Source organism: Mycolicibacterium iranicum (genome assembly GCF_002101705.1).
In the GTDB taxonomy this organism is placed as follows: domain Bacteria; phylum Actinomycetota; class Actinomycetes; order Mycobacteriales; family Mycobacteriaceae; genus Mycobacterium; species Mycobacterium iranicum.
In genome coordinates, this window is the sequence record NZ_LQPC01000082.1 from 35282 (window position 1) to 41385 (window position 6104).

Annotated in this window: 6 protein-coding genes; 1 reads left to right on the forward strand and 5 read right to left on the reverse strand. The window is 65.9% G+C overall.

Going from position 1 to position 6104, the window contains the following annotated elements; translation table 11 throughout:
• Nucleotide 1: 1 nt before the first annotated feature.
• From AWC12_RS30430 to thiC, 4 genes are read right to left on the reverse strand one after another with little or no spacing between them, the layout of a single operon-like run.
• A complete protein-coding gene (locus AWC12_RS30430; RefSeq protein WP_085178529.1) occupies nucleotides 2-727 on the reverse strand; it encodes a DUF4190 domain-containing protein in 726 nt (241 codons plus the stop codon).
• Nucleotides 728-741: 14 nt separating this feature from the next.
• The gene (locus AWC12_RS30435) at nucleotides 742-1356 is read right to left on the reverse strand and encodes an alpha/beta hydrolase family protein (RefSeq protein WP_085178531.1); all 615 of its coding nucleotides are present in this window, start codon (nucleotides 1354-1356) and stop codon (nucleotides 742-744) included.
• Nucleotides 1353-2189, reverse strand: a complete 837-nt coding sequence (gene thiD / locus AWC12_RS30440; protein WP_085178532.1) for a bifunctional hydroxymethylpyrimidine kinase/phosphomethylpyrimidine kinase — start codon at nucleotides 2187-2189, stop codon at nucleotides 1353-1355. Before thiD ends, AWC12_RS30435 begins: the two co-directional genes overlap by 4 nt.
• Nucleotides 2186-3715 (reverse strand): phosphomethylpyrimidine synthase ThiC, encoded by a 1530-nt coding sequence (gene thiC, locus AWC12_RS30445; RefSeq protein ID WP_085178534.1) that lies wholly within the window; start codon nucleotides 3713-3715, stop codon nucleotides 2186-2188. The genes thiD and thiC overlap by 4 nt, the downstream gene beginning before the upstream one ends.
• A gap of 185 nt (nucleotides 3716-3900) precedes the next feature.
• On the opposite strand from thiC, the gene AWC12_RS30450 reads away from it, so the two are divergent.
• Nucleotides 3901-5601 (forward strand): MFS transporter, encoded by a 1701-nt coding sequence (locus tag AWC12_RS30450; RefSeq protein WP_085178536.1) that lies wholly within the window; start codon nucleotides 3901-3903, stop codon nucleotides 5599-5601.
• Here AWC12_RS30450 and AWC12_RS30455 read toward each other — a convergent pair.
• Nucleotides 5598-5978 carry a DUF7715 family protein gene (locus tag AWC12_RS30455; protein WP_024445491.1) on the reverse strand — a complete coding sequence of 127 codons (381 nt, stop codon included), beginning with the start codon at nucleotides 5976-5978 and terminating at the stop codon, nucleotides 5598-5600. The genes AWC12_RS30450 and AWC12_RS30455 overlap by 4 nt on opposite strands.
• Nucleotides 5979-6104: the final 126 nt, after the last annotated feature.

The following is a 6104-nucleotide window of genomic DNA, read 5'->3' on the forward strand; positions in this document are numbered from 1 at the left end:
GTCAGCCCTTGATGGATCCGGTACGTGGCGGATCCAGGGTGGCGATGCACGTCACGAGCCGGTCGCCGTTGGCCCAGGTCTCCTCGGTGGGGTAGAGGACGTAGAGCTGCACCGAGTCGTCGAGCATCGACTGCGGCGAATAGCTGACCAGCTCGGGGCTGCATTTCTCGTGGTAGGCCTCCACCGCTGCCTGCCCCGGGAAATCACCGTCGGGCATGGTCAGCACGGCGAAGACCTCGCCGGCGTGGGGTTCGTCGCAGCTGATCGTCTTGACGGTGAGCACACGCTCACCGTCCGGAATCTCGGCCAGGCAGTCGCCGACCTTCACATCGGTCGCGGTGACGCGGTCACTGCTCACGGCGACGATGACGAAAATGAGCACGCCGACCATCCACAGCGCCGACAGCACGATGCCGGCTATCGCCATGCCGCGGCCGCTCTGATAGTCCTTGGCCTTGATCAGGCCGACCACGCCGCAGACGAGGCTGATCAGAATGCCGCCGATGATGCCGAAGATCAGGGAGACGATCGCCCACCAGTTGGTCCGCTTCGCCGGTGCGGGGAACGGCTCGCCCATGCCGCCCTGGTAGGGCTGCGGCGGCGGAGGAGGGTAGGGCTGCGAGCCGTAGGCGGGTTGGCTGTACGGGGGTTGGCCGTACTGCGGCTGCCCGTACGGGGGTGGGGGCGGCGGAGACGGCGGCCCGGGCGGCGGTGGCGGTACGGTCACGCTGCGACGATAACTCAGCCGAGCTGCTGAAGCGCCGCATCGACAGCGAGCGCGGGAACGTCCATTTTCTTGGACCCGAGATCGTGGCGCGCGCCCGTCACTTCGACGATGGTGGTGGCGGCGTTGATCAGCGCGGCCGCCGGTCGGATTTCTTCCAGAGTGCCGAACGGGTCCGCGGTGCCGTGGGTGAACACGGTGGGCACCGTGATCCGCGGAAGGTGCTCGGTGCGCGCCCGCTCCGGCTTGCCCGGCGGGTGCAACGGATAGGAGAACAGCGTCAGGACGTCGAGTTCGAGACCGTCCGCAACCGCCATCGACGTCAGCCGCCCGCCGTAGGAGTGCCCGCCGGCGATCACGGGACCGTCGGCGAGCCTTCTTACGACCGCGACCGCTTCGACGATGCCCGCGATGTCCGTGGCCGAGGAGCCGGACGGCGGCCCCTTCGGTCGACGGCGTCGGTAGGGCAGGTTGTAGCGAACGGCGAGCCAGCCGCGGCGGGCCCACTCGTCGCACAACGCTTTGAGCATCGGTGACTCGCGGCTTCCGCCTGCGCCATGGGTGAGCGCGACGACGCCCGCGGGCGTGCCGTCGGGTTCGTGGGCGGTGCCGGCGATGTCCTCGAGCGTCATGTAGTCAATCTGAACAGAGCATTCACCGGCCCGTGGCCGTGGCCCAGCGGATAGGCGGCGCGCAGGCATTCGGTCACCCAGCGCTTCCCGAACGCGACGGCGTCGGGCACGGAGTAGCCGTGGGCCAACGCTGATGCGGTGGCGGCGGCCAGTGTGTCGCCCGCGCCGTGGTCGTGGCCGGTGTCGATGCGGGTGGTGTCGAACTCGTGGAAGTCACTCCCGTCGAAGAGCAGGTCGGGACTGTGAGCCGAGGACCGCAGATGTCCGCCTTTGACGAGTGCCCATTTCGGACCGAGCGCTTGGAGTTTCCTGGCTGCTTCGCGCTGGGTCTTCTCGTCGACGACCTCCACGTCGACCAGCAGGCGAACCTCGTCCAGGTTCGGCGTGACGAGGGTCGCGAGCGGAAACAGGCTGTCTTTCAGTGCATTCAGGGCGCTCGGATGGAGCAGCGGGTCGCCGTGCATGGAGGCGCAGACCGGGTCGACGACGAGCGGGATGGTGCCGTCGAGTCCCTGGCCGACCCAGGTTTGGGCAATCGTCTCGATGATCGCCGACGATGCGAGCATGCCGGTCTTGGCGGCCTGCAGTCCGATGTCGGAGGCCACCGCTTCGATCTGCCCGGCGACGACATCGAGGGGGATCTCGTGAAATCCCTTGACTCCTAATGAATTCTGCACAGTCACAGCGGTGACGGCGACGAGGCCGTGCAGACCGAGCAGCGCGAAGGTGCGCATGTCGGCCTGGATCCCGGCGCCACCGCCGGAATCGGAACCGGCGATGGTCAGCACGCGCAGCGGCGTCTGGCCGGGCGGGGTCAGCGGAAGGAAGGTCATGTCGTCACCACCGGTAGCTGGGATTTGTCGGCCATTGCTTGCTGCACCTCGTGGCTGATGCGCATGGAGCAGAATTTCGGGCCGCACATCGAGCAGAAGTGCGCGGACTTGGCGGGTGCGGCGGGCAGCGTCTCGTCGTGAAACGCGCGGGCGGTATCGGGATCCAGCGACAGGTTGAACTGGTCTTCCCAGCGGAATTCGAAGCGCGCCTTGGACAGTGCGTCGTCTCGGGTCTGCGCGCCGGGATGCCCCTTGGCAAGGTCGGCGGCGTGGGCGGCGATCTTGTAGGCGATCACACCGTCCTTGACGTCCTTGCGGTTGGGCAGGCCTAGGTGTTCCTTCGGGGTGACATAGCAGAGCATCGCGGTGCCCGCCTGGGCGATGATTGCGGCGCCTATGGCGGACGTGATGTGGTCGTAGGCCGGGGCGATGTCGGTGGCCAGAGGGCCCAGAGTATAGAACGGGGCTTCGTCGCAGAGCTCTTCCTCGAGGCGGACGTTCTCGACGATCTTGTGCATCGGAACGTGCCCCGGCCCTTCGATCATGACCTGCACGCCATGGGATTTGGCGATCGCGGTGAGCTCGCCGAGGGTCCGCAGCTCGGCGAACTGGGCGGCGTCGTTGGCGTCGGCGATCGATCCGGGACGCAGTCCGTCACCGAGGGAGAACGTCACGTCGTAGCGGGCCAGGATCGTGCAGAGCTCGTCGAAGTTGGTGTATAGGAACGATTCACGATCGTGGGCCAGGCACCAGGCCGCCATGATGGAGCCGCCGCGGCTCACGATCCCCGTCACCCGCCCCTCCGTCAGCGGGATGTGGCTCTTCAGCACGCCTGCATGCACGGTCATGTAATCGACGCCCTGCTCACACTGCTCGATCACGGTGTCGCGGTAGAGCTCCCAGGTCAGCTTCACCGGGTCGCCGCTGACCTTCTCGAGGGCCTGGTACATCGGCACGGTGCCGACGGGAACCGGGGAGTTGCGCAAGATCCACTCGCGGGTCTGGTGGATGTCGCTACCGGTGGACAAGTCCATGATGGTGTCGGCGCCCCAGCGGGTGGCCCACACCATCTTGTCGACTTCCTCGGCGATGGAAGAGCTCACGGCCGAATTGCCGATGTTGGCATTGACTTTGACGGCGAACGCCTTGCCGATGACCATCGGTTCGGCTTCCGGATGGTTGTGATTGGCGGGAATCACGGCGCGGCCGCGGGCGACTTCGTCGCGCACGAGTTCGGGGGGCACTCCCTCGCGTTCGGCGATGAAGGACATCTCGGCGGTGACCTCGCCGGTGCGGGCACGTTGCAGTTGGGTCCCGCGATAGCGGGTGACAGTGCGTCGCGGTAGGCCGGCGTCGAGGTCGATGGCGGCGGCGCAGTCCGTGTACGGCCCCGAGGTGTCGTAGAGGTCCAGGTGCTCACCGTTGGTCAGGTGAACGCGGCGAAACGGTACCCCGTTGCGGTAGGTCTTCGTGCTGCCCGCAATGGGGCCCGTCGTGACAGAGGGTGCGATGGAAACATCGGTCATCTTCGTATCTCCCTACGCCGGCATTACCCGGTCAGGTTCGTACGGTCGACGGGCCTACCCGTCCTCTCAGCGCGCTCGGTACGCGCTCCCGCGTGTTGACGGTTGCCACCGTAGCGGGCGACGCCCGAATTGCCTAGGGATGATTTGCATAGCTAATATATGTTCTTTGTGGGAGGTGAGAAGCAATGGCGATAGAGATTCAGGCCGGCCGCATCGACGCCGACCATCCCCGCTACAAGTGGATCGCGCTGTCCAACACGACGCTGGGCACCCTGCTCGCGACGGTGAACGCGTCGATTGTGCTGATCTCCTTGCCCGCGATCTTCCGCGGTATCGGTCTCAATCCGCTGGCTCCGTCCAATATCAGCTACCTGCTGTGGATGCTGATGGGCTATCTGGTGGTCACTGCGGTTCTGGTGGTGCCTTTCGGTCGTCTCGGCGACATGTTCGGCCGGGTGCGGATCTACAACATCGGTTTCGCGGTGTTCACCGTCGCGGCGATAGCGCTGTCCTTCGACCCGTTCCATCTCGACGGGGGCGCCATCTGGCTGATCGCGTGGCGGGTGATCCAGGGGGTCGGCGGAGCGATGCTGATGGCCTCGTCGTCGGCGATTCTCACCGATGCCTTCCCGGCGAACCAGCGCGGAATGGCGCTCGGCGTCAACATGGTGGCCGCCGTCGCCGGTTCTTTCCTGGGTCTGCTCATCGGCGGCGTGCTGTCCGAATGGCATTGGCAGGCGATCTTCTGGGTCGGCGTGCCGATCGGCCTGGCCGGCACCGTCTGGAGCCTGCGCTCGCTGCGTGAGATCGGTGTGCGCACGCCGCGCAAGCTCGACTGGGCCGGCACTCTGACGTTCGGTGTGGGCCTGACCGTCCTGCTGATCGGGATCACCTACGGCATTCAGCCGTACGGGGATTCGACGACAGGCTGGAGCAATCCCGTCGTCCTGGGGGCGATCGCCGCCGGCCTGCTTCTGCTGGTGGTGTTCTGCGTCGTGGAGTTGCGCGTCGCGCAGCCGATGGTCAACGTCCGGCTGTTCCGTTCGGCCGCATTCGGAATGGGCAACGTCGCCGGGTTGATGTCGTCGATGGGCCGCGGCGGACTGCAGTTCATGCTGATCATCTGGCTGCAGGGAATCTGGCTCCCGCTGCGCGGCTACGACTTCGAGTCGACCCCGCTGTGGGCGGCGATCTACATGCTGCCGATTACGATCGGCTTCCTGCTCGCCGGGCCCGTCGCGGGCTGGCTGTCTGACCGGTACGGGGCGAGACCGCTGACCGTGGGCGGAATGGCGCTCATGGCGGCGTCTTTCATCGCGCTCGTGATGATCCCGGTGGACTTCCACTACTGGGTGTTCGCGCTGCTGATCTTCCTCAACGGCGTCGGCGGTGGCATCTTCACCGCGCCCAACACCGCTGCCATCATGTCCAGTGTTCCCCCGTCGGAACGTGGAGCTGCATCGGGTGTGCGCGCCACGTTCTTCAACGCGGGATCGTCGCTGTCGATCGGAATCTTCTTCTCGCTCATGATCGTCGGACTGGCGAACACCCTGCCGGCCGCGCTGAGCAGCGGGCTGCAACAGCAGGGCGTTTCGGCCGACGTTGCACAGCAGGTGGCAGACCTTCCCCCGGTGGGGAGCTTGTTCGCGGCCTTCCTCGGCTACAACCCGATCGCCGAGCTGCTCGAGCCCTACCATGCTCTGCAGCAACCCGGTGTCAATGCCGAGGTGCTGACCGGCAAGACCTTTTTTCCCCATTTGATCATCGAGCCCTTCCACTCCGGCTTGGTTGTGGTGTTCGTCGCCGCGGCAGCCATGATGGTGATCGGGCTGATCGCCTCGCTGTTCAACCCCGGGCGCTATGCCGAGGACCCGGAGCGGAACTAGAAGAACGCCCCGCGGACGAAGAAGTTCTCCAGCTTCCTTGTGACGATCGCTCCGACTGGCAGCCGGGCGGCGATCTCCAGATTCTCGTCTGCAACGTCCTCCGCCCAGGACGGGGGCCAGCCGCCGTCTGCCAGGCTGGTTTCGAACGCGAGAATCATTTCCTCGCGGGTTATTTCGGATTCCACGACCATCGCGGTGGTGGTGGCTCGATGCGATGCAGCGCCCGCGAAACCACGGCCGCATCCGCACGGACCGTCGGGATCGCGGAGGTCGCGGTTGCACGGCTCCTGGATCCACACGAGCTCGCGCTCGATGCAGAAGTGATAGTCGTCTGGGTGTGTGCCCTGCGTATGGCCGGTTGCCACAAGGATTCTCATCTTGTCATCTCCTAGAAGGGTGGGGGTTCGTCGCGGTCGGTGTGGTGTTGTGGTGGTGGTTGCCAGCCGGGTTCGAGGGGTTCGGGTTCGATGGGGTCGGCGATGAAGCGTGCGAAGGGGCTTCGG

Excerpts from the sequence above, each read along its gene's own strand:
- AWC12_RS30435 (WP_085178531.1), bottom strand. The coding sequence starts at position 1,356 with ATGACGCTCGAGGACATCGCCGGCACCGCCCACGAACCCGACGGCACG.
- thiD (WP_085178532.1), bottom strand. The coding sequence starts at position 2,189 with ATGACCTTCCTTCCGCTGACCCCGCCCGGCCAGACGCCGCTGCGCGTG.
- AWC12_RS30455 (WP_024445491.1), bottom strand. The coding sequence starts at position 5,978 with ATGAGAATCCTTGTGGCAACCGGCCATACGCAGGGCACACACCCAGAC.
- AWC12_RS30450 (WP_085178536.1), top strand. The coding sequence starts at position 3,901 with ATGGCGATAGAGATTCAGGCCGGCCGCATCGACGCCGACCATCCCCGC.
- thiC (WP_085178534.1), bottom strand. The coding sequence starts at position 3,715 with ATGACCGATGTTTCCATCGCACCCTCTGTCACGACGGGCCCCATTGCG.